The following is a 24,636-nucleotide window of genomic DNA, read 5'->3' on the forward strand; positions in this document are numbered from 1 at the left end:
GGAACGTAGCGTCATTGTCTCAGGTTGCGGCACCGGCGGGAACCGGAGCGGCCGAATTAATCAGCGTCTCCCTAGATGCGCAGCGCCACGCCGGGGAAGTGGCATGGTTAAAGTTTGTGGGCGTAAAGTTGCGGCTGGCAGACAACACGTTCTATACACCCGACTCCGCCGTGATGCTGTGCGATGGCACGCTTGAGATACACGAAGTAAAGGGCTCCCGCCAGGATGACGCAAGAGTGGAGATCAAAATCGCTGCCGACATGTATCCGATGTGCTTTATCGCGGTTCAGGCGAGAACGCGTAGTGAGAGTGGTGGGTGGACGTTAGAAGTCTTTTAGCTTGGAGTTTACCCTGTGAAACGACCTGTGCAGATAATTTAATCCCCGGCTTTAATTCACATGCATAGAAATTGTCGAAGAATTTTTCATTAGCGATCGTTGGCGGTATGTGTAATGCATTAGTTTTTCTTAATAGGTTGATTCCGAAAAGAATTTCTTGCTCTCCCGGCCCCTGGTATGTTTTTTGCTTTAGAAATTTCTGCGCTTACTCTATAAATTTTTAAAGGTACTTACATGAGGAATTATCTGAAGGCGGTTCCCCACTTTATGCTTGCAGCATTTTTGCTAGGTGGGTGCTATGGAAATACGAGTATGCCAGAGGAGGCTGCAATAGCTTCCCTACCTGTTGTTGGGGTGCAGCCTGGGGCTGTAGGGCCTACTGAACTTCCTTCTGTAAGTCCTGCGCATATCGTGAAACTCGATCTTAGTGAACTAGGGTTTCCCGATGGCGTCGATAGCATAAATTTTCAAGGTCCTATAGCTGATTATCTAATCAAGAGTGGAAAGCTCATTTTTGCCACGCCGGTAGATTCAGGCGTTAACGAGAAGATCGCCATCGAGATCAAAAAAGGGGATAAGCAAAAAGCTCTTGTTATGTATATCGATAGTAGGCGGTTAAGGGAGCCGGTACTAAACGAATGGGGAGATGCGGAGGGTAATAAGACGTCAAGTCAGCCTAAGCTTATTACATCAGGATTCGGTCCTGACAACTCTCTAAATGGAGCTCCATTGACGTTTAGGATCGAAGGTGTTCCTGCGTATGAATTTGGCAAAGAAAGTGATGGCCTCATCTATGGGGATAGCGTGGGGAGAGTGGCCGCGCTAAAAAAGTACTGGACTTATGATCATGCAACCAACAGCTTTACCATTTCTCAAGCTAAAATGAATGATCTTATGGCTATCCTGCCCTCTGGATTGCTGACTATTGAAATAAACTTGGTCGCGTCGGACGCTGATTTCGCTGCTAATTTTGATCTTGCTGTTGTTTCTAAAGGAGCAATTTTACATGGAAATGTAATCAACGGAGACGGCACTCGGGCATTAGATTTAGTCGGGCGTAAGATATTGTTGAGCGGAAAAGACTTTGCAACCGATAAAGTTGCGATGATTGACAGCAGCGCAGCATTTGTTTTTGAGAATATCGTTCCTGGGAGCTACGAAATTGAGCTGCAAGATCTAAGCAATCCAAAGCAGATCTCAATGCAATTTGAGATTGGGAAGGGCGCAACACGAGCCGATGTGACATTAGTAAATGAATCGAGTTCCGACGCAGGAAACGACGAAGATAATGATGATTCGTTAACGCAAAAAACAAAGGCAAGGGGCCAGTTCAGTCAGAATGGCAAGATAGCTTACGACTCAAAGCAGGCTCAGGCTGGTTATTTAAATCGTGAGATGCCCGTGACGCCCACAGATTTTTATATTGCAGCTTTTGAGGCGACATCTGCTGGCGCAGGCGCTTTAGTCTCTAAGGACATTGTTTATACTGTTCCACAGTATATGACGTCAGTTCGAGTTGTAACATGGGTCGCAACTAGTGAGTGGCCGTATGATAGCGAGAGCTCCAATGCTAGTTGGTCATACATTGTCAAAGGTCTGCCAGGAGGGGACATACGCGATGAAGGTCTTATTTTTGCAACACATGTAGACGACGGTATATTGCGAACCGAACGCTGCATCGATGTGCGAAGTTTAACTAAAGATGGCGCACTAAAAATTAGTGGGAAGGTTACTGCAATGACCATGGGTGAATTACAAAAAAACCACGGTATCGCGCGTCGAATTATCGGTTCATTGTGAAGAAGATATTTATTCTGCGGGAGGGCGATTCTTTTCGCCTAATAGTAATAAAAATCCAGTATTGCGGCCTATTTCTGGAGGTGGGGGTTCTGGGCCTTATATCTCTATACCTCTCAGGCCGCCTCTTGCAGTTCATACTATTCCTTTTGAATTTAAGTTTAATCCGAGTAACGCCAATATTTCTTCTGTAGAGCTTTTGATTGTGGATGGGCCTTATACCTATCCAAGCGGGGTTAATCTATTAAATCAGCCTCATAAGAGAAATGGAAACAAAATAAAATTTGATGGTTTGGTCATTCCTTCTTTTCCAAATATGTTGTTGGATAAAAAAATTCAGTTCAAAGTTAAACTATTTGGTACGATCAACGGTGTTCCAGCACAGTCGAATCCTACTGCTGATAGTCCTATTACCTTTAAAAAAGAGTCAAAGTTTGTACCCATGTACCTTGCTGGTGAACAAGGGTCTCTAGGAAGTCAGCGTTACGGGAGCCGCGATCAGGGAGGAGACTCATGGGCGACGGCAAGGTTTATAGACTGGTTAAAAGGAACGCGATACCGTTTCGATGACATTAGCGGGCAGCATGTTGTTCAGGAGCCCGGAGGAAGATCTCTTCTTGATCATAATGGACACAATAATGGTCAACAAGTCGACTTGCGGTACGCTGATGGCCAAGGTGGATACAGTGAGAGACTGGGAGGGATGACAAATGGTACATATATAAAAAAATTGTTAAATGACGCAAGGCTTGAAGTTGAAACTGAACAACGAGAGAAGCCTAATCTGTTATTGCTGCAGTCATGGATTCGGGAAAATAGAGCGATAATTTCACAAACTCTCGCGGAATCAGACACAGTAAAAGTACACATTGGGACGGATTTTATCAAAGATGCTTTGCTTAATGCTAAATTCCCTCGTCCTAGCAAGCTGCTAATTCCCGACGTTAAGCCAATGGAGGCGCCTGATGGACTGAGTCCTCAATCGAGTCACCTGCATCACTGGCATGTCAGTAAGAACCGGCAACCATGATTGCGCTACACTTATCTATATTACGAGAATGCGACTAGATAGATATGCTCTCTTAGGTTATATGTCTGAACGTTGTAAATTGGAAAAGTTCTATTGGAGTGGTTTTTGCCGAGTTCGGTGGCATTCTCGGGAGAATATTCCTTGGAGAAACTACTGTGATGCTTGCAGCGGTTCTTAGTACTAGTGCATGATCCGAAAGTAATGGAGTACGCCGGGCGATACCGCCAGTGCCTGCTTTTTACAAGCCCGACCGATACGGACTGCTTATGAACTGCTGTGTTGCGTTCATGCACACGAGCGACCGCGACTTGAGCACACGCGGAATAAAGCTAGCAGGCGAGGGCGCAGCGGAGCGTGACATTCACGAGGCACAGCGCCGGGCCGACATCAAGACGGGCGAGGCCGTGACTGCTACGGTCGACAGCCTGTCGATCCAACACCGCTGGGCCATCTACAAAAGCCGCGGCATCTCGCGCGCCTGGCGCTTCGCCAACGCCAACTAGGAAGAGGTCCTGTCCGACGCGCGCGACGAGCTCGAAAAAAAGCTGCGTAACAATGTTACAACTCGACTGTACTTCTTGTAAGCTACGGACATAGGGCAACTTCGCACACCTTTATAAAAGCTCGAACCGTCAAACGTCCGGGCTTTTTTCGTTGACGGCCCACTTTGCAGATAGCTTTGGGGCTCGTAAAGTTCAGACATGAGCTGGCATCGGCCAGACCAGACGGGCGCAACTTAAGCGCGCAACGTCGCCGGACGCGGTAACCGGCAACCTAACAACGAAAGGACGCGCATGCGCTATCAGGACGCTGGAGCAACAGAGCCTGGAAGACCTTCGACCGCGAACGCTTCGCCGACATCGATATCCGCGGCAGCCAGAAGTTCGCTAAAGAAAAGGTGGCCATCGCGAACGCGGCGCGCCGCTAGTAGGTCGAGCACTGGCACGAGCCAGTGTCCACACAAAGCCTAGGCCTGACGACCACGCTTGATGCGTGCGAGGTAGATGTCCCAGGGTCTTGTGTGGTGTAGCTCAGCGGATAGAGCACGGCTGCAGCTCGGGATTGAACAACAGCCAAGCAGAAAGCCCACGTCGCAGGTTCAAATCCTGCCGCCGCAAAGAGTCTCCTCCAGCTCTCTCGCTGGATTTCGCCGTCGTAGCATTAGCGCTGCTGGCGGCCTTTTTATTCTAGCCAAGGAGCATCTTTGACCAATTCGTAGAGGTCAGCGGCCGTGGCATAAGTCAGATGTATCATCCGCGCCACCGCCTCGACAGCCTGGATGCGCTTCACGTGGCGCCAAATGGTTTTGATGTTGAGGTTCATGAGTTCTTTCGAGGTGTTGATCCTAATGTGGTTCTGATTGTCCAGTTGGTGGATGGCGTTTCCTCTGGTCGGTTTTCCTGCGGCCCTTTCATGATGTGTGACTCTATTGACCTGAGCCTCTGGTGGTTTTTCCAGCGCCGCACAATGTCGCGCAGTTATTCGAGGAGGTGCGCCATGGAGCGACCAATCCCAAGCCTGCGGGTTCAGATCGCAGCGAGATCGTGCCGCGCCTCGCCGAGGTGCATGTGCTTCAGCGCGACCTGACCGGCCGCGCTCCTGTCGTTTACAGGCGGCCGCATCTGTGATCGGGCGAGATCCTGTGCGAACGTGCTGGCGAGATCTCGCTCGTCGTCACCGATTCCGGCTGGCTCTTCCCGACTACGTCGGCAGAGACCATGGACTTCGATGCGCGGATGCGTCATCGCACCGAGCTGGCTCACGCCGTATACATGACCCGCACCGCTCGTCAGCTCTGGTGCGACTGGCGCGGATGCTCACTGGCCGAGAGCACGAGGATCTACGGTATGCCTTCGTCAGAGGTGACGCCGTGACGCCGCTCGCTGAGCACTACCAGGACCACATCATTCGCAGCGCGGTCGCGGACCGGCCAGCGATGTTCTACCTAGTGAATAAACCGGAAGCACTGCGCAACCTGTGCAAACTGCTTGCGGGCGGTGGAGATTGCCCAGCTGCTGCCGTGCTCATCTCATCGCTCGGTTCGCGAGAGGAAGGGCAGACGCTGATGCTGAAACTGCGCATCCTCCAATCGCGGATTCAGCCCGCCAAGGTCACGGGCCTGGCTCCGGCCCCGGCCGCCTCGGTCAAGCGTAAGCGCGGCAGCGCCGGCGTTGCTGACCGCGAGCGAATCCGGCACCGTGACTGGGCTGTGCCAAGGATGCCTGGCCAAAGGCGTCACAGCTCTTGGTGCTCCCGTCGATTACAAGGTTCTTATGTGGGCTGCTGGTGGCGGCGACGACTCAAACGAATGGCTGCTCTGCACGCCCTGCCACGCTGTCGAGACGGCGGAGGAGGCGCGGCAGCGCGTCGCTGGCGGCGTCGTGGCGCGCTAGGGGAGGGGCGGTGTCAATCTCTAGGCCCCTTGACTCTCGGACACCACCCTGTTCCCCGCGCGCAAAAAACAGTCCCTTGGAGGAGAGTGTTAATGGCTTTAACAGACATAAGTCGAGCCTTCGCCGATGCTGTTTTGGGCGGTTCTCGAATAAGGGATTAAAGCTCGCCTCGACCAGACGCGCCAAGTGCACGCTGGGAGTTGCGGCCAGCGGCACCGCCAGCTGGCGAGCCGCCAGTCGACGCGATTGAATCCCTTCGACTACCGGTCCTGTCGAATTCATCACTAAAGTGATGAATGAGCCGGCGGCCGACCTCCGGATTCGAGTCCATACCGCTAAGGCAATGCGGCTGTTCAACCACAAGAAGCTAGGCGAGGGCGGCAGGAAAGAACACGCCGGCAAGAAAGCGGAGGGCGTCGCAAGCCGCTTCGGTAAAGCTACTGCACCGAGCCTCGCCGCTGCCGGCGATAAGAAAATTCGACGATAGGTACAACTTCAGCTCGGACAACTGTCTGCCCCCATTAGGCACAGCGACTGGTCAATGGTGTATCCCTCATCCCCACCTGGATCTCCTCCGACCAGGCCGAATAGGCGCTCCCGGTTTCAAGCAGCTGCAGGTTACCGACCTGCCAATGACGGTATGGGATGAAGGGCTAAGCGAGTATCGAAGCCCAAATTTCGGTGAATGCAGCGAACAGTGGGTGTTCGACTTCGTGGCGGCAATCTTCGGCAGCGATGACGCTGCGACCGGCAACCAGCTGATCCGCAAGTATTACCTTCTGATCAGCAAGACAATGCAGGGTCGACTATCACGGCGGGCATCATGCTCACCGCGGCCATCCTGCGTCAGCGCGGCCTGGCACGATGCGGTCTGCCTGCCGATCAACCGCGACGTGCGCGTCAACGAAATGGCGCCGCTCGACCTGCGCGCCTTGCTGGACGGGACGCCGCCGCCCGGCTGTGGCGGCAGCGGCGACTGGCGCCGCGTGTCGGAATCGTGCCGGCCGTCGACCGCGCCCGCGCCCTGAGTTTGCCGCGGCCTACAGCCGTTCCCAGCGCACGCCTTTCGGGCAGCTCACGTCGCCGGCCGAGCTGCCGCCGCCGGCGCGCCCCGGCCGAACACCACGGCGCCGCTCATGCGGCAGGTCTGCTTGCCGGCGTGCGTGGTGCGGTAGATGACGACGCCGTCCGGCGATTCGTATTTTTCCAGGCGCATGCTGAGCGAATCGTCGATGTGGGCGGCAAGGCCTGCGCGGAAACGCGATCACGGGGGGCGGCCTCCAGCGGCACGCCGCTTTTTCCCTTGCGCTGCTCGCGGTCGAAGGCGGCGGCGCTGCGCTTGCCGGCGGCCAGCAGGTCTTGGCCTTCGAGCGTCAACGGGGCGTCGCTCGCGGGCTGGGCCGGGGCCGGCGGCGCCTGCGCAACGATGGGCTGCCCGGCGGGCGCGGTCTCGACCGGAGCCTGCGCTGGCGGCGGCGCGGCGGGCGCCGCGATGGGCTTGCGTCGCGCAGGAATCGGTGTCGGAGGCGGTGGCGCAGGTGCGGGCCGGGAGGGCGGCGGCGGGCGCACCGGCACCAGTTCGATCAGGCGTTCGGGCAGTGCTGCAATAGGCGTCGCCTGCACTCCCCAGCGCCAGGCCAGCACCAGCACCAGCAGCAGGTGCAGGCCGAACGCCAGCGCAAGCGGCGTCCAGTCCGGGCGGCGCGGGGCATGCGTGGCGCCGAAGTGCATGCCGTCCTCAGAGCCGGTTCCAGCGTACGCCGGTCGGGCAGGGCACGTTGCCGGCGCTCTGGCCATCGGCAGGGCCGATGCCGCCGACGCTGCCGCTGCGGTAGCAGCGCACGCGCAGGCCGACTGTCTTGCGGTAGGTGACGACGCCGTCGCCGGGGGTATGGCTGTCCAGGGTGCCGGCCATGCTGCCGCTCCTGCGTGCCGCGCCAACGGTATCCGCGAAGCGTTCCCATTTGCGCTCGGGTTCGGCGCCGATGGGGCTGCCGCCCTGGTCCGGTTCGGCGCCGATGCGGCGGGCCATGCTTTTTGACGCGGCCAACGAGTCTCCGGGAGTGGCGGCCGGCGCCGGGGCGCTCTGGACGAGTTCGGATTCCACCGGAACGGCGGCGACGGGCTGCTCGGGAGCTGGCTGCGGTACGACCGGCGGCCTTGTCGGCTGCATCAGCGGCCGCGCCGCCTTTGGCACAGATTGGCGGAACACGGGGCGAGGCGGCGCGGGCGTGCGCGGTGCCGGCGGCGCTACCATCACCAGCACGGTTTCGCGCTCAAGCGCCGCCGGCATGACGAACGGCGCGCCGGGCCGCAGCAGCCAGGCCAGCACCAGCAGCAGGTGCAGGCCCAGCGTGAGCGCGAGCGGCGTCCAAGACACAGTTGCGGAACTTGCCGGGACGCCGATCCGCATGACGGCTTACTTCGCCGTCATGGCTTGCCTGATACGCACGCAGCGCTCGTCTTCCTGCAGCGTGTCGAGCAGGGCCCGGCGGGTGCCGGCCGACAGCCCGGTGTACTTGCCGGCTGCCGCTTCCAGGCGCTTGACGCTGGCCGGGGTGCAGGTGGCCGGGATCAGCGTGCCGGCGTACGCGCGCATGTAGACCGGGCCGGCATCCTTGTCGACCTGCGGCAGCCTGGCCAGGCGCGCCGCGGCGGTCTGCTCGGACAGGGCGCCCTGCTCGGCCGGATACAGGCTGCCCATCGCGGTGCGGATCTTCGAGAACGGCTGTTTGGTCTGCAGGTCTTCGACAGTGGCCAGCCACTGCGCCTTGACCTGCGCATCCGGACGCACGACGGTGGCGGCAATCGCGGCGGCCTGGCCGGTGTCCGACTTGTCGCGCGCGGCTTCGCTTTCCACCAGCGCGGCGGCGCCGGCCACGTTGTAGCGGTTCAGGCGGCGGATGATGGACCAGCGCAGGTCCTGGCTCACGTTCAGGCCTTCGACCGTGGTGCTGCCGGCCAGGATGCCTTGCTGGCGATCGAGTGCGGCCGGGCTGGAGGCGAGGTTCAGCCACGTGCCGAACCAGGCGCGCTGGAAGTTCTCGTTGCCCTTGTTCGCCTGCACCCCGTTCCAGGCCATGTCTTCGAGCCCGATGCGGGTCTGCTTGGCCCAGGACGAGTCCAGGTTCATCGCATCCAGGTACTGGCTGGACGCGGCCACCTTGCCCAGCACGTCGTTGAGCAGCGTGTAGTCCTGTTCCAGCGGCGCGTTGGTCAGCGCGGTCTGAATGAAGTCGTTCAGCGGCAGCTGGCCGTCGCGCACGCCGTCCCACAGGCTTTGCCACAGCATCGAGCGCAGCAGGGCGTCGTCGACTTTCGCCAGGTTGCCGCGCGCGGTGTCGAACGAACGCTTGTCCAGCTGGACCTTCACGAAGCCCCAGTCCTGGTAATTCGGGTAGACCAGGTCCGGGCAAGCCGTACCGACCAGGCCGGGCACCTTGGTGGTGGCGCCGGAGTAGGTGACGGCCACGTTTTGGGCCAGGGCCAGCTTGCCGCCCTCGGCCTTGAAGGTCGCGACCTGCACGCGCTGTTCGCGCAGGGTCGGCAGCGCACGGCTGGCGGCGCTCTGCTTCAGCGTGAAGGTGCTGATCTTGCCGGCCTTGCAGCTGAAGTCAGCGGCCACCGTGTTCACGCCCGCTTCGTACAGCCATTGGCGGGTCCAGCCAGACAGGTCGCGGCCGGCGGCCTGGCCCAGGCTGCCGATGAAGTCTTCCAGCTTCGCGTTCTGGTACGAATACTTGGCCAGGTAGTTGTGCACGCCCTTGCGGAAGGTCTCCGCGCCCAGCAGGTGGCGCAGCTGGGCCAGGGTCGAGGCGCCCTTCGAATAGGTGATCGCATCGATGTTGTCGAAGGCGTTTGCGGTCGACGCCACCGGCACCTCGATCGGGTGGGTGGTGACCTTCTGGTCCTGGGCGTACGCCGCCTGCTTGCCGCCGGAGTAGAAGGCCTGCCAGGCATCCTTGAATTCGGTCGCTTCGGCGGTGGCCAGGGTACCCATGAAGGAGGCGAAGCTTTCGTTCAGCCACAGGCCGTTCCACCACTGCATGGTGACCAGGTCGCCGAACCACTGGTGCGCCATTTCGTGCATGATCACCGAGGCCAGCGACTGGCGCTGGGCATCGGTCATCTTCGCCTTGTGCAGGAAGCGGCCTTCGGCAAAGGTGATGGCGCCGGCGTTTTCCATGGCGCCATACAGGAAGTCGGGCACCAGCAGCTGGTCGTATTTCTCGAACTGGTAAGGGATGCCGAAGTACTGGTCGAAGAAGGCCAGGCCATCCTTGGTGTAGCGGAACCAGTCTTCCGGCGTCACCTGGGCGGCGACCGACTGGCGCGCGAACAGGCGCATCGGGTACTTGCCGCTCTTGTCTTCCCAGACTTTATATGGACCCGCATGCAGCGAGAAGTTGTAGGGGCTGAGCTTTTTCGTGGTCGGGAAGGTCCAGCGGCGCAGGGCGCCCAGGTCTTCGATTTTCGTTTCGCGGGTGGTCGAGACCACGTGCCAGTCGGCCGGCGCGGTGGCGGTCACCTGGTAGGTGGCTTTCAGGTCGGGCTGGTCGAACACGGCGAACATCTGGTGCGCGGCGGCCGGCTCGAAGTGGGAATAGGTGTAGACGCGGCCGTCGACCGGGTCGACCATGCGGTGCAGGCCTTCGCCGTTGGTGCTGTGCAGGCGTTCGTAGGCGATGACGACGGTGTTGCGGCCCTTGGCCAGGTCGGCGGCGGCGATGGTGACGAACCAGTTGTTGTACTTCGCGTCGACCTGCTTGCCGTTGACGGTGACCGATTTCACGGTTGCCTTGTCGAGGTCGATCGTCAGCGGCGCGGCGTTGTCAGCCAGGTCGAAGCTGGCGCTGGTGACACCGCTGAAGGTCTCTTTGCCGGTCAACGCGAATTCCAGGGCGTAGGCGACGTTCGACACGCGCGCCGAGCGGGCGGCGGCATCCTGTTGCGAGAGGAAGGCGTTTTCGGCGCGGACCGGCGTGGAAGGTGCCGCGTGGGCGGCGCTGAAGACAAAGGCGGATGCGACGGCAAGCGCGATGGCGCGTGGTGCGAAGATAGTCAATGCGGTTCCTTGAGAACGTGCCATGAGCGGCACGGATGCGAATCGCGCAAGAATATCATGAGTGCAATTAAGGATGCACCCCGAACTTATATATGCATAGCGCCCGTATTGACGGGCGCTATGCGTTTTACTCATGTACTGCAAAAGGCGACGCTGAGCCGCCGGAGGTGCTTACGCCGACAGCGCCGGATAGTCCGTATACCCCTCGCTGCCCTGGCCGTAGATGACTTCCGCGCGCAGCGGATTGAGCTCGGCGCCTTGCTGCAGGCGTTGCGGCAGGTCGGGGTTGGCGATGAACCAGAGGCCGAAAGCGATCGCGTCGGCCTTGCCTTCGGTGAGCAGCTTCTCGGCGGTTTCGACCGACATCTTTTCGTTGGCGATGAAGGGGCCGCCGAATTCCTGCTTCAGCAGCGGGCCGAGACTGTCTTCACCAACGGCTTCGCGCGCGAAGATGAAGGCGATGCCGCGCTTGCCCAGCTCGCGCGCCACGTAGCCAAACGTTTCGGCCGGGGTCGAATCGCCCATGTCGTGCGAGTCGCGGCGCGGCGCCAGGTGCATGCCGACGCGGTCGGCGCCCCAGACGTCGATGCAGGCATCGGCGACTTCCAGCAGCAGGCGGGCGCGGTTCTCGATCGAACCGCCGTATTCGTCGGTGCGTTGATTGGTGCTGTCTTGAAGGAACTGGTCGAGCAGGTAGCCGTTGGCGCCGTGTACTTCCACGCCGTCGAAGCCGGCCAGCTTGGCGTTCTCGGCGCCCTTGCGGTAGGCGGCCACGACCTCGGCGATTTCCGCCGTTTCCAGCGCGCGCGGGGTGGTGTACTCGCGCTTCGGACGCACCAGGCTCACGGTGCCGGCAGGCTTGATGGCGCTCGGCGCGACCGGGGCGGCGCCGTCCAGGAACACCGGATCGGAAATACGGCCGACGTGCCACAGCTGCAGCACGATGCGCCCGCCGGCGGCGTGCACGGCATCGGTGACTTTCTTCCAGCCCGCTACCTGCTCGTCAGACCAGATGCCCGGCGTATCGGCGTAACCGACGCCCATCGGGGTCACCGAGGTGGCTTCGGACAGGATCAGGCCGGCGCTGGCGCGCTGCACATAATATTCGGCCATCAGCTCGTTCGGGACGCGGCCTTCGCCAACGGCGCGGGCGCGGGTCAGCGGCGCCATGATGATGCGGTTCGGCAGCTCCAGGGCGCCAATCTTGATCGGGTCAAACAGGGTCGTCATTCTTGCTCCTTGTGCAATAGGGTGTGCAAATTCAGCTGGCGGCCATCTTAAAGGATGCGCGAAATTCCTGCCGAGACCGGTCCATTTTTACCGGCGCGCTATACTGCGCCGGATTTTTCGACACGCGGACGACCGCGAAAGGGTGAGGGATGAGCTGGTTCTACTTGGTGATCGCGGGACTGCTGGAAGTGGCCTGGGCAGTGGGTTTGAAATACACGGAGGGGTTCACGCGGCCGGTGATCTCCGGCTTCACGCTGCTGGCGATGCTGGGCAGCGTCGGCATGCTGGGCCTGGCGCTGAAGGAGCTGCCGCTGGGAACGGCGTACGCGGTGTGGACGGGGATTGGCACCATCGGCACGGCCGTGTTCGGGATGTGGATGCTGGGCGAGCCGGCGGGGGCGGTGCGGCTCGGATCGATCGGCCTGATCGCGCTGGGGATCATCGGGCTGAAGCTGGTCGCGCATGCTTGATCGGGAACGTGTCGGCGTCATGTAGGGTGGGCATTCGTAGTGCTGGCATTTAGCCAGCCCTACTGCCCACGCGGTGAGGCGCTCGCGTGGTTGCGGCTTCGTTCACACGGCGGCCGATGGGCGTCGAAACGGCAAGAAGAGATCAGTCGAGACAGCGATGCTCTTCAATGCACGTGTTGGATGACGGCGCAGCACGTGGCCGAATGGATGCGTGCGTACCGCGTGGGCACGGAGTGCCCACCGTACGGTCGAGGCCGCGTCATCAGGCACGCACCATGCCATCGAAAACGGACGAAAAAAAGGCGCCTCATGAGGCGCCTCGGTTGTCCACGACAGGATCGATCAGCGGTAAAACGCCTCGACCTTGCCCTTCAGCTTGATCAGCATCGGCTTGCCCTTGCGGTCCAGGGTCTTGCCGGCGGCGACTTTGATCCAGCCTTCGCTCAGGCAGTATTCTTCGACGTCGAAACGGTCCTTGTCGTTGAAGCGGATGCCGATTTCCTGCTGGAAGACGTCGCGGTTATGGAAAGGGCTGCTCGGGTCGATCGAGAGCCGGTCTGGGAGTGGGGGGAGGGTGGCGGTATCGTTCATGGGCCGAATTATCCAACATAACCGCGCGCCGTACAACGGCGCACGCAAGTGGAACCGTCAAACCCGCTGCCCGGCTCCCTCTTACGCCCCCTCAGCCCGCGCACGGCGCGCGCGCGCCAGCAGCAAGGCCTGTTCCAGGTCCGCCAGCCCGGCCGGTTTGGTGAGATGGGTGTCGAAGCCGGCGCTGGCGGAGCGGTTGCGGTCGAGCTCGCCGCCCCAGCCGGTCAGGGCCACCAGCACCATCGCCTCCATGCCCGGCGCGGCGCGGATGCGCTCGGCCACTTCGTAGCCGTTCAGTCCTGGCATGCCGATGTCGAGGATCGCCAGGTCGGGCCGCAGGGCCAGGATGCGCCCCAGGGCCTGTGCGCCGTTGTGCACCGCTTCGGCCGCATGCCCGGATGCCTCCAGCAGGCTGGACAGGAGACTGGCCGCGTCGACATTGTCGTCGGCAACCACGATGCGCAGACCCGCCGGTTGTGGCGATGCCGCCGGCGCCGCGGCGCCGTCCGTGTGCCGTTCTCCGCCGGCGTCCGTCACCGGCAACCGGATCGTGAAGGTCGTGCCCTGGCCAGGCCCCGCGCTGTCGACCGCCACGCTGCCGCCATGCATCTCGACCAGGCTGCGCACCAGCGACAGGCCGATGCCGAGGCCGCCCTGCGCGCGTCCCATGTTGCGCGACACCTGGCTGAACAGCTCGAACACGTGCGCCTGTTCCTCGCGTGGGATGCCCATGCCGGTGTCCGCCACCGCGATCGCCACCATGCCGTCCTCGAGCCGCGCCGACAGACGGATGCTGCCGCCCGGCGGCGTGTACTTCACCGCGTTCGTCAGCAGGTTGCCGAGGATCTGGGCCAGCCGGGTCGGATCGGCGTGCAGGCGCACGGCCTGGTCGGGCAGCGCGACGTCGAAGGCGTGACGGGCCGCCTCGATCGACGGCAGCGCCGCTTCGACCGCATTCGTCACCGCGTCCTGCAGGTCGAGGATCCGGCGCTGCAGGACGATCTTGCCGCTGTTGATGCGCGACACATCCATCAGGTCGTCGATCAGGTGCACCATCTGGCGCAGCTGGCGGTCCATCATCTCGTGCACCCTGGCGCCGGCCTGGGTGCCGGGCGGGGCCAGGCGCATCAGGTCGAGGCCGGTGCGCAGCGGCGCCAGCGGGTTGCGCAGTTCGTGGGCGAGGGTGGCCAGGAACTCGGTCTTGCGCCGGTTCGCTTCCGACAGATCGGCGGCCAGCTGGCGCAGCGCTTCCTCGGCCTGGCGGCGCGCGGTGACGTCGGTGAACAGGATGCCGATGCGCAGCTCTTCCGGCTCGCCGATCGGCATCGCGTACACGTCCCACCAGTAGCCCATGGCGGCGGAGTGTTCGGTGAAGCGGATCGCCTGGCGCGACAGGGCAACCTGGCCGTAGCGCGCTATCCATTTCGGCTCGATGTCCGGCACCATTTCGCGGATGGTCTTGCCGGCGGCATCGACCAGGCCTGACTGCTTCTGCATGGAGGCGTTGACTTCTTCGAAGCGGTAGTCGCACGGCTCGCCCTGTTCGTCCACCAGGACCTGGACAATGCCGAAGGCTTCGTCGATCGACGTGATCAGGGTGCGGTAGCGCTCCTCGGTCACGCGCAGCTGGTCTTGCATTTCCTTTTGCTGGGTGATGTCGATGGTGACCCCGGCCAGCAGGGTCGGTTCGCCATGTTCGTCGAAGTCGACCCGTCCGCGCGCATTGATCCAGCGGTAGCCGTGCACCGAATCGGTCACGCGGTAGGTGGCGCGGTAGGGTTGCTTCGCATCGATGGCCAGCCGGATCTGGCGCGAGACCTCGTCCAGGTCGTCGGGGTGGATCGAGGCGGTGAAGCGTTCCAGCGGCGCGTCGGTCGCCAGGTTGGGCGGCACGCCGAACAGGCTGGCCAGGTTGCGGTCGGCCGTCAGCCGGTCGCGGCGGATGTCCCAGATCCAGCTGGCCACTTCGCCGGCCGACAGCGTGGCTTCGATGCGGATGCGGGCGTCGCGCAAGGCTTCCTCGTCCTGCTTGCGCGCGGTGACGTCGGCCGCGGTGCCGATCATGATGGTGCTGCCGGCGTCGTCGCGTTGCGCGATGCCGCTCAGTTCCAGCCAATGCACGTCGCGCGCCGGCAGGCGGTGGAAGCGGCCGGTGAAATGGAAGCGGGTGCCGTTGCGCACGGCATCGTCGGCCGCCTGGCGGAAGGCGGGCGCATCGTCGGGATGCAGGTAATCGCGCAGCAGTACCTCGGCCGTGACGATCGGGTTGCCGGGCGCGATATTGAAGATGTCGTACATGCGTGCGTTTTCCCAGGTGCCCTGGTCGCGCGTCACGTCCCAGGTCCAGATGCCGAGCTGGGCCGCTTCGGCGGCCAGGTGCAGCTGGGCTTGGGTCTTGCGCACGCGGTCTTCCGACGCTTCGGCCGCGATGCGCTTGCCCTGTTCGCGCGTGGTCTCATCGCGCGCGTCGCTGGCGCTGCGCAGCGCGCTGACGTCGTTCATCGAGATCACGGCGCCGAGGACCTGGCCAACGCCGTCGAGCAGGGCGCGGCCGCTGACCTGGACATCGCGCCGCTCGCCGCCCGGGGTCATGACGACGATCTGGGCGCCTTCGACACGCTCGCCGCGCAGGGCGCGGTACAAAGGAATCTCGTCGACGCCGAGCGGGGTGCGCGCATCGGCATGGTAGAGGTGGTAGTGCTGCGCCCATTGGTCGAAGGGGAGCGGCAGTTCGTCGAGGCCGTGGATGGCGCGCGCCGCCTCGTTGAAGAAGGTCAGCCTGCCCGCGGGGTCGCAGGCGACGATGCCGTTCTCCATGCTTTCCAGCACCGCGGCAAGGAAGGAGCGCCCCTCCGAGCCGGCATGGTGCCGGCCGTTCCGCTTCTCCTTGCGCATGCTGAACGCTTCGCGCATCACCTTGCCGAAACCGATCACCGTGACACCGTCCGCGTCGAGGATGGCGTTCACGATGCCGTCGCAGAACACGGTGCTGCCGTCCTTGCGCAGGTGCCAGCGCACGTCCGAGGAGCGTCCCAGCGCCAGGGCCGTGCCCAGCTCCGTCTTCGGCGCGTCGGTGGCCCGGTCTTCCGGCGTGAAGATCATGCTGGCCGGCTGGCCGATCGCCTCCTGCGCGCTCCAGCCCAGCAGCAGCTCGGCGCCACGCGACCATTCCACGATCTCGCCCGCGGCATCGAGCAGGATCATGGCGTGTTCGACGGCATGGTTGGCGAGGAGACGGTAACGCTGATCGGAAGAAAGCTGGTGCATGGAGAGCTTGGGCGGGGTGCGAGCGGCCTGGTGCTCGCAGTTTATTGGTATCAATACAATTATAGCCCTGTGCGGTGCGCTTTTCCTCGCGCATTTCCCTGCCGGCTTGCAAGAGCTTTCCTACAAGTATGCAGACGCTGCGGGCCTCCGGCCAGCATGCTAGGATGCCGCTTCGACCGCATTTTCGCCAGGACCGTGCAAGCTCCCGTCTCCCTCTCCGTCGATCTCGCCATCCGCAGCTATGGCGCCACCTCGGGCGATCGCCACGATTTCGCCCAGCTGGTATTGCCGCTGGCGGGCGAGGTGCAGATCGACATCGAAGGCCGGGCAGGGCGCCTCGATCCGCTGCACGGCGCGTTCGTCCCGCCCAGCGCATGGCACGCGCAAAGCGGCGCGCACGGCAACCGCTCGCTGATCGTCGACATCGCGCGCGGCGCCCTGGCGCACGACGCCTTCGCGCGCCTGGCGGACCAGCCCTTCACCCCGCTCGGCGCCGGCGCGCGCAAGCTGGTCGAGTACATGGGCGTGATGCATGCATCGGAGACGATGCCGCAGCCGGCCCGCACCACCCTGCTGCAAGGCTGGATTCCGCTCCTGCTCGACACCCTGGCCTTCGAGACGCCGCAGCCGCGTTCGCGCCTGGCGGCCCTGCTGGCTCAGGTCCAGGCCCAGCCCGGCCTGGCCTGGAGTACCGCATCGATGGCGGACGCGGCGCGCATGAGCGTGAGCCGCCTGCACGCGCTGTTCCGCGAGGAACTCGACACCAGCCCACACGCCTGGCTGCTGCAGCAGCGCATCGAAGCGGCCTGCCGCGAGCTCGCCGGCGGCAACCGGCCCATCGCCGAGGTCGCCCTGCGCGCGGGCTTTTCGGACCAGAGCGCCCTGAACCGCGCCTTGCGCCGCCACCGCGACACCACGCCCGCCGCCTGGCGCCGCGGCGCCCGTGCGCACGACTGACACGGCGTGCTTGTCGGGCAGGAAACTAGCCCGTACACTGCGTGCCGGGCCGCGGATTCGTCCATTTCTCTTCCAACCAAAGCTTCGCTGGCTCGCAAGAGATCATGACATTGCCACCATCCTTATTCGAGTCGGTATTCAATAACGCCTTCGACGGCCAGTACCTGCTGTCGCCTACGCCGGAAGCGGTCATCCTGGCCGTCAACGATGCCTTCCTGGCCGCCTCCGGGCGTACCCGCGAAGAGCTGGTCGGCACCAGCCTGTTCGTGGCCTTTCCCGGCAACCCCGACGATCCGCTGGACACCAGCGAAACCGAACTGCGCGCCTCGCTGGCGCGCGCGGTTGCCAGCGGCAAGCGCGACAGCCTGCCCGGCGTGCGCTACCCGATCGCCGTCACCCTGCCGGACGGGACGGTGCGCTACGAAGACCGTTACTGGACCGCGATCAGCACCCCGATCCTCGATGCCGACGGCCGCGTGCTGTGTATCGCGCATTCCACCAGCGACATCACCGCGCAGGTGCAGGGGGCGGCGGCGCTGCGCGAGAGCGAGAAGCGCTTCCGCGCGCTGGTGAACGCGGCGGCCGACGTCATCTACAGCATGACGCCGGACTGGAGCCAGATGCAGCAGCTCGACGGACGCGGCTTCCTGGCCGACACGGTGGATGCCGACGCGTTCTGGCTCGACAAGTACATTCCCGAGTCGGACCGCGCGCGCGTGCATGCGGCCATTTCCACTGCGATCCGCGACAAGGCAGTGTTCGAACTCGAACACCGGGTGCTGCGCGCCGACGGCAGCTGCGGCTGGACCTATTCGCGCGCGGTGCCGATGCTCGACGCCGAGGGCAACATCCACGAGTGGATCGGCGCCGCCACCGACGTCAGCGAGCGCCGCGAAGCCGAGGAAAAGCTGCGCCAGACCGACCGCCACAAGGACGAGTTCCTGGCGATGCTGGCGCACGAGCTGCGCAATCCGCTGGCGCCGCTGGGCGCGGCGGCCGAGCTGCTGCAGATGCCCGGGCTCGACGTGGCGCGTGTGCGCCAGACCAGCCAGGTCATCGGCCGCCAGGTGCTGCACATGACCCACCTGATCGACGACCTGCTGGACGTCTCGCGCGTGACCAACGGCCTGGTGGCCCTCGACAAGGCGCCCGCCGACCTGAACCGCATCGCGATGGAGGCCGTGGAGCAGGTCATGCCGCTGATGCGCGCGCGCCGCCACGACTTCTCGTGCCGCCTGGTTGCGGGCCCGGTGATGGTGGACGGCGATGCCAAGCGCCTGGTCCAGGTGCTGTCGAATATCCTGAGCAACGCAGCGAAGTACACGCCCCCGGGCGGCAGCGTCGCCTTGACGGCCGAGGCCGACGCCCAGTGGGTGCGCATCGCCGTGACCGACAACGGCATCGGCATGGCGCCCGAGCTGGCCGAACGCGCCTTCGACCTGTTCGCCCAGGCCGAACGCAGTCCGGACCGCTCGTCCGGCGGCCTCGGCCTCGGCCTGGCGCTGGTCAAGAGCCTGGTCGAGCTGCACGGCGGCGCGGTGGCCTGCGAGAGCGCCGGGCCCGGCCTGGGCAGCCGCTTCACGGTGATGCTGCCGCGCCTGACCGACACGGCCGCCGGCGCACAGGCCGATACCGGAGCGCAGGGTGCGGCGGCCGGCGAGGCGCCGCTGCATATCCTGGTGGTGGACGACAACGTGGATGCGGCGGCCATGCTGGCCATGCTGCTCGAGGCGGGTGGCCACCGGGTGGCGGTGCAGAACCAGTCGCGTGCGGCGCTGGACAGCGCGCGCCAGGCGCCGCCCGAGGTATGCCTGCTCGACATCGGTCTGCCCGACATGGACGGCAAGGAACTGGCCCGGCGCCTGCGCGCCCAGCCCGAGACCGCCGGCTGCCTGTTGGTGGCCGTCACGGGCTATGGCCAGGATGGCGACCGGGCCGAGGCCATGGCGGCCGGTTTCGACCACTACTTGGTCAAGCCGATCGACATGGCCAGGCTCGGTGCGATCCTGGCGGAAGCGGGCGGGCGCTGATGGCCGGCCGGCGCCAGGATTTGCCAAAAGCGCGGTAGTCCTGGCCAAGATGTCCGTGCGGGTTGCGTGCAGACTCTCCCGGCAAAGGAGAATCGACCATGCATGACAAACCAGCCTGGCCCGGCATCGCGGCCGGCATCGCCGCGGGCGCGCTCTGGGGACTGGTGTTCCTGGCGCCCGAACTCACCCACGGTTTTACATCGATGCAGCTGTCCGCCGGCCGCTACCTCGCCTACGGCCTGGTGGCGGCGCTGCTGATCGCCCCGAGCTGGAGCCGCATCAAGGCGCGCCTGACGCGCCGCGAATGGTGGACCCTGGCCTGGCTCAGCCCGGCCGGCAACGTGGTCTATTACATTTTTCTCGCGAACGCGGTGCGCAGCGGCGGCGTGGCCATGGCCTCGCTGGTGATCGGCCTGTCGCCGCTGGCCGTGACCCTGCTCGGCAGCCGTGATCGGCATGCGGTGCCCTTGCGCGCGCTGCTGCCGTCGCTGCTGCTCGGGCTGGCCGGGCTGCTGTGCATCAGCTGGGAGTCACTGGCGCGGTCCGGGCCGGGATCGGCGTTCGGCCTGCTGTGCGCGCTCGGCGCGCTGGCGGCGTGGACGTTCTACGCGGTGTGCAACAGCCGCGTGCTGGCGCGCCTGACGACCGTGTCCGCGCACGAGTGGAGCCTGCTCACCGGCGTCATGACCGGCGCCCAGGCCCTGCTGCTGGCGGTGCCGGCCTTCCTGTTCGCACCGGCGATGCATGCGCCTGCCGACTGGCTGCGGTTCGCCGGCGTGGTGACCGGCGTTGCCATCCTCTGTTCCGTCATCGGCAATGGGCTATGGAATGTCGCCAGCCGCAGGTTGCCGCTGAGTTTGATGGGCCAGATGATCATTTTCGAGACCGTGTTCGCGGCCTTGTACGGCTGGCTGTACGATGCGCGCTGGCCGAGCGTGCCCGAATGCGCGGCGATGCTGCTGCTGGTCGGCGGCGTGCTGTCGTGCGCTTCGGCGCACCGGAACGCGGCGCGAAAAGAGCGGTCGGCGCCGGCGGAAAATGCGGTATGCTGAGCGGCGCACCAGCCTGTTGATCGACGTATTTCCTCAACCTTGGGAGAGATAAAGTGACCAGCAAAAATACGGTATGCCTGTGGTTCGACGGCACGGCCCTGGAAGCGGCGCAGTTCTATGCCGAGACCTTTCCGGACAGTGCGGTAAGCGAGGTATTTCGTGCGCCCAGCGACTACCCGGCAGGGAAGGCGGGCGATGTCCTGACGGTGTTGTTCACGGTGGCCGGCATTCCCTGCCTGGGCCTGAACGGCGGCCCGATCTTCAAGCACAGCGAGGCGTTTTCCTTCCAGATCGCGACTGACGACCAGGAAGAAACCGACCGCCTGTGGAATGCGATTGTTGGCAATGGCGGGCAGGAAAGCGAGTGCGGCTGGTGCAAGGACAAGTGGGGCCTGTCCTGGCAGATCACGCCGCGCGTGCTGACCGATGCATTGGCCCACCCCGACCCGGAAGTGGGCCGGCGCGCCTTCGAGGCGATGATGACGATGCGCAAGATCGACGTGGCGAAGATCGAGGCAGCAGTGCGCGGCTGAAAAAGCGCGGCGTAGGGTGGTCGGCTACACCCGACGGCGTGCAGGCCCGCAGCGTGTGCGCCGCCCACGCGTTCAGGCGGCAGGCGAGCAGTCGCGCAGGTTCATCGGCCGGTTGAACGCGTGGACGGCGCACACGCTGCAGGCCGGGATACGTACCAGGCGGAGCCGTCCACCCTACGCATGCAGGCAGCGCCGCCACGCATACAAGCTGTCAGTCCAGGTCGGACGCATCGTGGCGTTCCGCCACCTGCTCTTCCGGCTTGCCGCGCACGCGGTTGACCTTGCGGCCGCGGATCACGGCCGGACGCGCCGCCACTTCCTTCGCCCAGCGGTTCACGTGCTGGTACTCGTGCACCGCCAGGAACTCGGCGGCGTCGTAGATCTCGCCCTGCACCAGGCCGCCGTACCAGGGCCAGATCGCCATGTCGGCAATCGTGTATTCGTCGCCGGCGATGAAGCGGTTCGCGGCCAGCTGGCGGTCCAGCACGTCGAGCTGGCGCTTGGCTTCCATCGCGTAGCGGTTGATCGCGTACTCGATCTTTTCCGGCGCATAGGCATAGAAGTGGCCGAAGCCGCCGCCCAGCAGCGGGCCGGCGCCCATCTGCCAGAACAACCAGTTCAGGGTTTCGGTGCGCCTGGCCGGGTCTTGCGGCAGGAAGGCGCCGAATTTCTCGGCCAGGTACAGCAGGATGGAACCGGATTCGAACACGCGCACCGGCGTGTCGCCGCTGCGATCAAACAGGGCCGGGATCTTCGAATTCGGGTTGACGTCGACGAAGCCGCTGCCGAACTGGTCGCCCTCGTTGATCTTGATGAGCCAGGCGTCGTATTCGGCGCCCTTGTGGCCGGCGGCCAGCAGCTCTTCGAGCATGACGGTGACCTTCACGCCGTTCGGCGTGGCCAGCGAATACAGCTGCAGCGGGTGCTTGCCGACCGGGAGTTCCTTCTCGTGGGTCGGCCCGGCGGTCGGGCGGTTGATGCTGGCGAAGGGACCGCCATTGGCGGCGGGAACCCAGACCCTGGGCGGTTGGTACTCTGTTTTTTGATGCGACTGGTCAGTCATCCTGTTCTCCTGTGTGAGGTGGACTTGTATGCCTGACCAGATTCTAGCCGCACTCGCCGGATGGCGCTGGCGGCGGACAAATGTGTACGGATCAGCGGCCGGCTCAGCGGCCGAACTCCGGATTCGGGCGGGTCAGGTAGTACCACTCCGAATTCGCGTTGGCCTTGGCGTCCGGGAACAGGATGCGGCCGCCGAACTCGGCCACCACCGGCGTGCCGTCGGCGCGCGTGCCGATCTGCTCGCCCTCGATCACCGGATCGAAGCTGGCCCAGGAACGGATGAACTGGTCGCCCGCGTCCTGTTTGTCGTGCACCACCACCATCTGCAGTGCTTCCATTTCGTCGAACGGGACCGGTTCCGGTTCCGGCGCGTCGATCAGCTTCAAAAAGGCGAGGGTGTTCATGATGGCGCGGTAGGCCACTTCCGGGGCCTGCGGGTCGACGTGCTGGCCGCATTCCAGGGTCAGCGCATAGCCGCCGGTGGTGCGCATGTATTCGGTGGTGCCGACGCCATAGCGCAGCACGGTTTCGAGCTCGGCCGCATTCCCGCGCGAACGGCGCTTGACGCCGCCGCCATAGGCCGCCATCCAGCCGGTCACGAAACGGCGCACGCCCAGGCGCCGCGCCAGTGCGCGTTCCTTCTCGGCGTGCTGGAAGGGTTCGAGTTCGCCGTCGTTGTTCGGCGGGCCGACCATCACGAATGGCTCGCCATGGGCGGCGTTGAACGAGTGCAGGTCGAGCAGCACGTCATGCTGGGCCAGCAGCGGGCACAGCCAGTTGGCGACCTGGTCTTCGAAATCCTGCGGGTCTTCCTTCGGGAATAGGTTGCGATTCAGGTTGCGGTCGCCGTTGCGCTCGTTCTTCTGGTAGGCGAGGGGATTCACGATCGGGACAAAGGTTACGCTGCCGGCGGCGATGCGCAGGCCGCCGCTGTCGAGCTCCGCCATCACGCGTTTGATCGCCTCGGTGCCGCAGATTTCGTTGCCATGGGTGGCGCCCATGATGATGACGCGCGGACCCTGGCCGAGGCCGGTATAGGTGAGGGATTTGAACTGGAAAGGACGGTCGGAACGCATGCGATGGTGATCCAAAGAAATATCGGTGGCGTCATTTTATCGGTAAATGCTGGCTGCCGTGGGGGAGAGCGTGGCATCATGCGCCACCTTTGCAAGCTTGCCCTGACCGATGAACTTTCCCCGCAGCGCCCGTGTGCACGGGCTCGACACCCTGCGCGCGCTGGCCGTGACGCTGGTGGTCCTGCACCACTACACCCTGTTCGTGTCGAACGACGACCATACCTTCGGCTGGGTCGGGCGTATCGGCTGGACCGGCGTCGATTTGTTCTTCGCCCTGTCGGGCTACCTGATCGGCAACCAGATCTTCAAGGCCCTGCGTAGCGAACATGGCCTGTCGCTGAAGCATTTCTACGCCCGGCGCCTGCTGCGCACATTGCCCAACTTCTGGGTAGTGCTGGCGCTGTACTTCCTGTGGCCGGCCTGGCGCGAGCACGCCGAGCTGCTGCCGCTGTGGCGCTACCTCAGCTTTACCCAGAACCTCGGCCTGCCGCCGGGGACCGGCTTCTCGCACAGCTGGTCGCTCGCCATCGAGGAGCAGTTCTACCTGCTGCTGCCGGCGCTGGCCATGATCGCCGCCGCACTGCGCTGGCGCATCGCCGTGGCCTGGATCGCGATCGCACTGGTGGTCGTGGGCGGGATGCTGTTGCGCGCCGACTTGTGGAGCACCCACGTCGATGGCAACAAGTATGGGACTTACTTCTATTACAAGCTGATTTATTACGCGAGCTTATGCAGGCTCGACGAACTGGTGGCCGGCGTGGCGCTGGCGCTGCTGAAGAACCGCCATGCTCGCGCCTGGTCCGTGCTCACGCGCCACGGAAATGCCGCGCTGGCGGCCGGCATCGCCATCATCGGCGTGACGTTCTGGTGCTTCCTCGACGAGCGCTACGGCTTCGGCGTGACGGTGTTCGGCCTGCCTGCGCTGGGCCTGGGTTTCGGCTTGCTGATCCTGTCCGCGCTGTCGCAGCGTTCGCTGCTGCGCGACCTGCGCGTGCCCGGCGCGGCCAGCCTGGCCCTGTGGTCGTATGCGATCTACCTGACCCACCGCGGCGTCAGCGCGCTCGGCGCCGCATGGCTGGCCGGCCTTGGTTACGGGCCGGAGTCGACGGTGGCCATCGTCGTCTTGCTGGCCTTGTCGGTGCTGGGCGGCTGGCTGCTGTACGTGCTGGTCGAGACGCCCTTCATGCGCCTGCGCGAGCGCTACGTCCCCAGCAACCTGGCCAAGCCCGCTTTCAGTCCTGTGCTTCGATGACGTCGAAGGCGGCCGGCATGGCGCCCAGGAAGGCCAATGTCGCATGCACGCGCTCGCGCATCTCCTGGCCGCGCGTGGCGTCGATGGCGGCGCGCAGGCCGGGGCGCGCTTCCAGCGTGTAAGGGCTGGTGTAGGCTTCGACCAGCAGTGCCACCAGGTCGAGCGGCGCGTTGCAGCTGCGGCGCAGGCGGGTGTCGATCACGGCGAGCAAGGTGCGCTGCATGGCGGGCGTCGGATTGACGATGTGGGCGAAGACCGAGGGCGTGTTGGCGATCGAGTCGCACAGCGCGCGCTCGATGGCGTCGGGCTTCAGGTCGGAGGCGATGTCGAAGTAGGCCCGGTCCCAGCGCGTGCGCGCGTAGGCGTGGTGCTTGGGGAAGCGGTCGATGGTCTCGAAGCCGAGCGCGTGGCTGGCTTTGGAGAGCAGGTCGAGCACGATGGGCATCAGCGGCATGGCTGGAAGGAGTACGGGGTAGACATGCCGTGAGTGTAA

22 protein-coding genes and 2 pseudogenes are annotated in these 24,636 nt (G+C 63.7%); 13 read left to right on the forward strand and 11 right to left on the reverse strand.

What is annotated here, in order from left to right:
• The 5 genes and pseudogenes from QPK31_RS22975 to QPK31_RS22995 all read left to right on the forward strand — a co-directional run.
• Positions 1–338, forward strand: a pseudogene (locus tag QPK31_RS22975) (hypothetical protein); the annotation flags it as partial.
• Positions 339–572: 234 nt separating this feature from the next.
• The gene (locus QPK31_RS22980) at positions 573–2,138 is read left to right on the forward strand and encodes a hypothetical protein (RefSeq protein WP_290425215.1); all 1,566 of its coding nucleotides are present in this window, start codon (positions 573–575) and stop codon (positions 2,136–2,138) included.
• Positions 2,086–3,165, forward strand: coding sequence for a hypothetical protein (locus tag QPK31_RS22985; protein WP_290425216.1), 1,080 nt, complete (start codon positions 2,086–2,088; stop codon positions 3,163–3,165). The genes QPK31_RS22980 and QPK31_RS22985 overlap by 53 nt, the downstream gene beginning before the upstream one ends.
• Positions 3,166–3,452: 287 nt before the next feature.
• Positions 3,453–3,668: a hypothetical protein gene (locus tag QPK31_RS22990; protein WP_290425217.1), complete on the forward strand. Its 216-nt coding sequence runs from the start codon at positions 3,453–3,455 to the stop codon at positions 3,666–3,668.
• A gap of 517 nt (positions 3,669–4,185) precedes the next feature.
• A pseudogene (locus tag QPK31_RS22995) lies at positions 4,186–4,283 on the forward strand.
• Between the two features lie 64 nt (positions 4,284–4,347).
• On the opposite strand, the gene QPK31_RS23000 reads toward QPK31_RS22995, so the two are convergent.
• A complete protein-coding gene (locus tag QPK31_RS23000) occupies positions 4,348–4,488 on the reverse strand; it encodes a hypothetical protein (RefSeq protein ID WP_290425218.1) in 141 nt (46 codons plus the stop codon).
• A gap of 203 nt (positions 4,489–4,691) precedes the next feature.
• Positions 4,692–4,928 (reverse strand): hypothetical protein, encoded by a 237-nt coding sequence (locus tag QPK31_RS23005; protein WP_290425219.1) that lies wholly within the window; start codon positions 4,926–4,928, stop codon positions 4,692–4,694.
• A 922-nt stretch (positions 4,929–5,850) separates the two neighbouring features.
• Here QPK31_RS23005 and QPK31_RS23010 point away from each other — a divergent pair.
• Entirely contained in the window at positions 5,851–6,045 is a 195-nt protein-coding gene (locus QPK31_RS23010) for a hypothetical protein (RefSeq protein ID WP_290425220.1), read from the forward strand.
• Positions 6,046–6,190: 145 nt separating this feature from the next.
• Positions 6,191–6,586 (forward strand): hypothetical protein, encoded by a 396-nt coding sequence (locus QPK31_RS23015; RefSeq protein ID WP_290425221.1) that lies wholly within the window; start codon positions 6,191–6,193, stop codon positions 6,584–6,586.
• A 106-nt stretch (positions 6,587–6,692) separates the two neighbouring features.
• On the opposite strand, the gene QPK31_RS23020 is transcribed toward QPK31_RS23015, so the two are convergent.
• From QPK31_RS23020 to QPK31_RS23035, 4 genes are all read right to left on the reverse strand, one after another.
• Positions 6,693–7,289 carry a hypothetical protein gene (locus tag QPK31_RS23020; protein WP_290425222.1) on the reverse strand — a complete coding sequence of 199 codons (597 nt, stop codon included), beginning with the start codon at positions 7,287–7,289 and terminating at the stop codon, positions 6,693–6,695.
• A 7-nt stretch (positions 7,290–7,296) separates the two neighbouring features.
• The gene (locus QPK31_RS23025) at positions 7,297–7,938 is read right to left on the reverse strand and encodes a hypothetical protein (protein WP_290425223.1); all 642 of its coding nucleotides are present in this window, start codon (positions 7,936–7,938) and stop codon (positions 7,297–7,299) included.
• 39 nt (positions 7,939–7,977) lie between these two features.
• Positions 7,978–10,623 (reverse strand): aminopeptidase N, encoded by a 2,646-nt coding sequence (pepN, locus tag QPK31_RS23030; protein WP_290425224.1) that lies wholly within the window; start codon positions 10,621–10,623, stop codon positions 7,978–7,980.
• Positions 10,624–10,794: 171 nt separating this feature from the next.
• The gene (locus tag QPK31_RS23035) at positions 10,795–11,853 is read right to left on the reverse strand and encodes an alkene reductase (protein WP_290425225.1); all 1,059 of its coding nucleotides are present in this window, start codon (positions 11,851–11,853) and stop codon (positions 10,795–10,797) included.
• Between the two features lie 149 nt (positions 11,854–12,002).
• Here QPK31_RS23035 and sugE point away from each other — a divergent pair, with 149 nt between their 5' ends.
• A complete protein-coding gene (gene sugE, locus QPK31_RS23040; RefSeq protein WP_290425226.1) occupies positions 12,003–12,323 on the forward strand; it encodes a quaternary ammonium compound efflux SMR transporter SugE in 321 nt (106 codons plus the stop codon).
• 342 nt (positions 12,324–12,665) lie between these two features.
• Here the strand turns inward: sugE and QPK31_RS23045 are convergent, their stop codons facing one another.
• Positions 12,666–12,914, reverse strand: coding sequence for a DUF3297 family protein (locus tag QPK31_RS23045; protein WP_290425227.1), 249 nt, complete (start codon positions 12,912–12,914; stop codon positions 12,666–12,668).
• 81 nt (positions 12,915–12,995) lie between these two features.
• The gene (locus QPK31_RS23050) at positions 12,996–16,181 is read right to left on the reverse strand and encodes a PAS domain S-box protein (protein WP_290425228.1); all 3,186 of its coding nucleotides are present in this window, start codon (positions 16,179–16,181) and stop codon (positions 12,996–12,998) included.
• A 195-nt stretch (positions 16,182–16,376) separates the two neighbouring features.
• On the opposite strand from QPK31_RS23050, the gene QPK31_RS26280 reads away from it, so the two are divergent.
• The 4 genes from QPK31_RS26280 to QPK31_RS23070 all read left to right on the forward strand — a co-directional run bounded on the left by QPK31_RS26280 (position 16,377) and on the right by QPK31_RS23070 (position 20,753).
• On the forward strand, positions 16,377–17,138 hold the full coding sequence (locus tag QPK31_RS26280) for an AraC family transcriptional regulator (protein WP_290425229.1): 762 nt from the start codon (positions 16,377–16,379) through the stop codon (positions 17,136–17,138).
• A gap of 104 nt (positions 17,139–17,242) precedes the next feature.
• Positions 17,243–19,168, forward strand: coding sequence for an ATP-binding protein (locus QPK31_RS23060; protein ID WP_290425230.1), 1,926 nt, complete (start codon positions 17,243–17,245; stop codon positions 19,166–19,168).
• A 98-nt stretch (positions 19,169–19,266) separates the two neighbouring features.
• Positions 19,267–20,220, forward strand: coding sequence for a DMT family transporter (locus QPK31_RS23065; protein ID WP_290425231.1), 954 nt, complete (start codon positions 19,267–19,269; stop codon positions 20,218–20,220).
• Between the two features lie 53 nt (positions 20,221–20,273).
• A complete protein-coding gene (locus tag QPK31_RS23070; RefSeq protein ID WP_290425232.1) occupies positions 20,274–20,753 on the forward strand; it encodes a VOC family protein in 480 nt (159 codons plus the stop codon).
• A gap of 211 nt (positions 20,754–20,964) precedes the next feature.
• On the opposite strand, the gene yghU is transcribed toward QPK31_RS23070, so the two are convergent.
• Positions 20,965–21,816, reverse strand: coding sequence for a glutathione-dependent disulfide-bond oxidoreductase (gene yghU / locus QPK31_RS23075; RefSeq protein WP_290425233.1), 852 nt, complete (start codon positions 21,814–21,816; stop codon positions 20,965–20,967).
• A 103-nt stretch (positions 21,817–21,919) separates the two neighbouring features.
• Positions 21,920–22,891 carry a succinylglutamate desuccinylase/aspartoacylase family protein gene (locus QPK31_RS23080; protein WP_290425234.1) on the reverse strand — a complete coding sequence of 324 codons (972 nt, stop codon included), beginning with the start codon at positions 22,889–22,891 and terminating at the stop codon, positions 21,920–21,922.
• Positions 22,892–23,000: 109 nt separating this feature from the next.
• Between QPK31_RS23080 and QPK31_RS23085 the strand changes: the two genes are divergently transcribed.
• Entirely contained in the window at positions 23,001–24,143 is a 1,143-nt protein-coding gene (locus QPK31_RS23085; protein ID WP_290425235.1) for an acyltransferase, read from the forward strand.
• Here the strand turns inward: QPK31_RS23085 and QPK31_RS23090 are convergent.
• Complete coding sequence (locus QPK31_RS23090; RefSeq protein WP_290425236.1) at positions 24,124–24,597, reverse strand: hypothetical protein; 474 nt, start codon at positions 24,595–24,597, stop codon at positions 24,124–24,126. The genes QPK31_RS23085 and QPK31_RS23090 overlap by 20 nt on opposite strands.
• Between the last annotated feature and the right edge of the window lie 39 nt (positions 24,598–24,636).

The organism is Massilia sp. YIM B02769 (assembly GCF_030411995.1).
Classification (GTDB): Bacteria; Pseudomonadota; Gammaproteobacteria; order Burkholderiales; family Burkholderiaceae_D; genus Telluria.

Excerpts from the sequence above, each read along its gene's own strand:
- QPK31_RS22980 (WP_290425215.1), top strand. The coding sequence starts at position 573 with ATGAGGAATTATCTGAAGGCGGTTCCCCACTTTATGCTTGCAGCATTT.
- QPK31_RS22990 (WP_290425217.1), top strand. The coding sequence starts at position 3,453 with ATGCACACGAGCGACCGCGACTTGAGCACACGCGGAATAAAGCTAGCA.
- QPK31_RS23000 (WP_290425218.1), bottom strand. The coding sequence starts at position 4,488 with ATGAACCTCAACATCAAAACCATTTGGCGCCACGTGAAGCGCATCCAG.
- QPK31_RS23010 (WP_290425220.1), top strand. The coding sequence starts at position 5,851 with ATGAATGAGCCGGCGGCCGACCTCCGGATTCGAGTCCATACCGCTAAG.
- QPK31_RS23015 (WP_290425221.1), top strand. The coding sequence starts at position 6,191 with ATGACGGTATGGGATGAAGGGCTAAGCGAGTATCGAAGCCCAAATTTC.
- QPK31_RS23020 (WP_290425222.1), bottom strand. The coding sequence starts at position 7,289 with ATGCACTTCGGCGCCACGCATGCCCCGCGCCGCCCGGACTGGACGCCG.
- QPK31_RS23035 (WP_290425225.1), bottom strand. The coding sequence starts at position 11,853 with ATGACGACCCTGTTTGACCCGATCAAGATTGGCGCCCTGGAGCTGCCG.
- sugE (WP_290425226.1), top strand. The coding sequence starts at position 12,003 with ATGAGCTGGTTCTACTTGGTGATCGCGGGACTGCTGGAAGTGGCCTGG.
- QPK31_RS23045 (WP_290425227.1), bottom strand. The coding sequence starts at position 12,914 with ATGAACGATACCGCCACCCTCCCCCCACTCCCAGACCGGCTCTCGATC.
- QPK31_RS23050 (WP_290425228.1), bottom strand. The coding sequence starts at position 16,181 with ATGCACCAGCTTTCTTCCGATCAGCGTTACCGTCTCCTCGCCAACCAT.
- QPK31_RS23060 (WP_290425230.1), top strand. The coding sequence starts at position 17,243 with ATGACATTGCCACCATCCTTATTCGAGTCGGTATTCAATAACGCCTTC.
- QPK31_RS23065 (WP_290425231.1), top strand. The coding sequence starts at position 19,267 with ATGCATGACAAACCAGCCTGGCCCGGCATCGCGGCCGGCATCGCCGCG.
- yghU (WP_290425233.1), bottom strand. The coding sequence starts at position 21,816 with ATGACTGACCAGTCGCATCAAAAAACAGAGTACCAACCGCCCAGGGTC.
- QPK31_RS23080 (WP_290425234.1), bottom strand. The coding sequence starts at position 22,891 with ATGCGTTCCGACCGTCCTTTCCAGTTCAAATCCCTCACCTATACCGGC.
- QPK31_RS23085 (WP_290425235.1), top strand. The coding sequence starts at position 23,001 with ATGAACTTTCCCCGCAGCGCCCGTGTGCACGGGCTCGACACCCTGCGC.
- QPK31_RS23090 (WP_290425236.1), bottom strand. The coding sequence starts at position 24,597 with ATGCCGCTGATGCCCATCGTGCTCGACCTGCTCTCCAAAGCCAGCCAC.